This window comes from Rhodoferax sp. UBA5149, from assembly GCF_002413825.1.
Taxonomy (GTDB): Bacteria; Pseudomonadota; Gammaproteobacteria; order Burkholderiales; family Burkholderiaceae_C; genus Rhodoferax.
Genome location: NZ_DHXT01000022.1, coordinates 5,368 through 7,611 on the forward strand (window position 1 = coordinate 5,368; position 2,244 = coordinate 7,611).

The following is a 2,244-nucleotide window of genomic DNA, read 5'->3' on the forward strand; positions in this document are numbered from 1 at the left end:
GCTGGCCGGCGTGGCGGTGGTGTTCTTGAGCGTCAGGGTGACGCCCTGGATGGCCTCGTTGACCGTGTTGGACGCGCTGGTGATCGCGATGCCGTTCACCGTGAGCTTGGCATCCTGCGCAGCCAGGGTCTGGGTCAGGTTTTGCGTGCCGGCCGGGTCGTAGCCTAGTAGGCTGTCAATTGCGCCGTCGCCACCGCTGGTGGTGATTTTGACGCTGTTGCTGACGCCGGAGCTGCTCGACGATAGCGCGAGGCGGTAGGGCGTGCCACTGCCGTCGTTGACGATGGTTGCCGTCACGCCTGGGGCTGCGGCATTGATGGCATCACGAATGCCTTCCAGCGTGTTGTTGCTACCGTCGATACTGAGGCTGACCGTGCCGCTGCCGTTGGACGTAAACGCCGCACCGCTGTAAATCCCGTTGGTCAGAGTGCCGCCACTGATGGCGCCAAGGTCGAACGTGACCGTGGTAGCCGATCCGTCGCCAATGGCGGCGGTGCTGCTGGCTTGCCCTGAGGCAACCAGGCTGTGCGACTGCGCCAGCTGGCTCACATTCACGGCATAACTGCCGGGCACTGCGCTGCTGCCCGTCGTGGCGGAAAGCACGCCCGGATCGGACGGCGTGGCGGCGAGTTTTTGCAGGCCGGTGTTCAGGCCTTTCGCAGCGGTCTGAAAGCTCGATACCAGGCTGCTGAGCGTGCCGAAGGACGAAATCTTGGTCTCGTAGCTGGCAATCTTGGTTGTGAGCTTGTCGATAGGCCGACGCTCGACCGCCATCAGCTGCGAGACGAGGGTGGGGACATCCAGTGCGGTCGTACTTGATGAAGTAATTGCCATGATGAACCTCCTGGCTCAAGCCTTTTGGGTGAGCAGCAGACCCCGCTGGAATTGGCCGATGCTGCGTGAAATGGCCAGGGTTGCCTCGGATGGAAATTGGAGGATCAATTCGCCCGTGCTGGTGTCCACCATCCTGACCACGGTTTGATGGGTGTCGGTGTCCACACTGAATTCCAGGTTGCGGTCCGACTGGCGCATGGCTTGATTGATAACCGCTACAGCACTCTTCAGCTCTTCAGCGGAAGCTTGCCGTGGGGCATTCTGGGCCGGGGTAGCAGCGACCGCCTTGAACTCGGCTCTGGCAGGCGCGACGCCCTGAGCGCGCGCATCAGGCAGCACGGCGTGATTGATCTGCGGGGTATTTTGGATAATCATTGCGGTACCCTTCATGCCGAAACCCTGACCGAACGTTCCGGTCAGGGGTTTGTTATATCAAATAACGGCTTAACGCAGCAAAGTCAGCACGGTTTGCGGTGTCTGGTTGGCCTGCGCCAGGACCGCTGTTCCTGCCTGTTGCAGGATGTTGTTGCGAGCTTGTGATGCAGTTTCAACAGCGTAGTCGGTATCCATGATACGGCTGTAGGATGCCGACAGGTTCACCGAAGTGGTCTGCATGGTGGCCACTGCGGAGCTAAATCGCGCCATGTCAGCACCATAGTTGGTACGTGAGGCGGCTACGGTGGTGATATCTGTAGCGATGGCGGCAATAGTCACACCGACCGGAGCCGCAATCGCAGCGCTGACACCCGTAACCAACGTACCGGCGCCATCGACCGTCGTCGCAGCAGCGGCTGTAGTCAACGCTGCGATACGTGCATTTTCTGCGACCAGCGCGGTGGTTTCAGCACCTGAAGCCGTGCCGCCCAGTTGCACCGCAATTTCATTCAGTCGCTGCAGGTTCTCGGTGATTTGAGCCCCGTAGCCGTCATTGGTTTGCGCAATTGAAATCGCGTCGCTTGCGTTGCGGATGGCAATGTTGGTGCCGCGAACCTGTTTGTCGTATCCGGTGGCAATGCCCAGGCCGGTCGCATCGTCCTTGGCGCTGTTGATGCGCAGGCCGGAAGACAGGCGTTGCTGGGCGACTTGCAGGCCGAGGGCCGATTTGTTGAGGGCTGCACCGGCAAACAGGGCGCCTACGTTGGTGTTGATGACTTGTGCCATAAAATTTCTCCTTCAGTGGGTCGATTGATTTGGCATTTATTCCCGGAATGGGGGTGGTGCCGCCAACATTGGTTTGCTTCCCCGTCAGGCTAAGCATTTAACCGCTGTGAATTAGTTATCGGACAGTGCCGGTAAAAACTTTAGGGTAATTGGATGAATCCCCAAAAATTGGCGCCAAATGATCCCAAACTGGTTTGCAAACTCCCTATCCGGCTCTGCATCCACACATCCATACCTACACCCACACCC

Annotated in this window: 3 protein-coding genes; all 3 read right to left on the reverse strand. The window is 59.1% G+C overall.

Annotation, left to right across the window (positions count from 1 at the left end; translation table 11 throughout):
• Nucleotides 1–834: flagellar filament capping protein FliD (gene fliD, locus B3V69_RS01700; RefSeq protein ID WP_296443195.1), on the reverse strand; the 834-nt coding region annotated here is incomplete at its 3' end.
• A gap of 15 nt (nucleotides 835–849) precedes the next feature.
• A complete protein-coding gene (locus B3V69_RS01705; protein ID WP_296443197.1) occupies nucleotides 850–1,209 on the reverse strand; it encodes a flagellar protein FlaG in 360 nt (119 codons plus the stop codon).
• Between the two features lie 69 nt (nucleotides 1,210–1,278).
• Entirely contained in the window at nucleotides 1,279–1,995 is a 717-nt protein-coding gene (locus B3V69_RS01710) for a flagellin (RefSeq protein ID WP_296443199.1), read from the reverse strand.
• Between the last annotated feature and the right edge of the window lie 249 nt (nucleotides 1,996–2,244).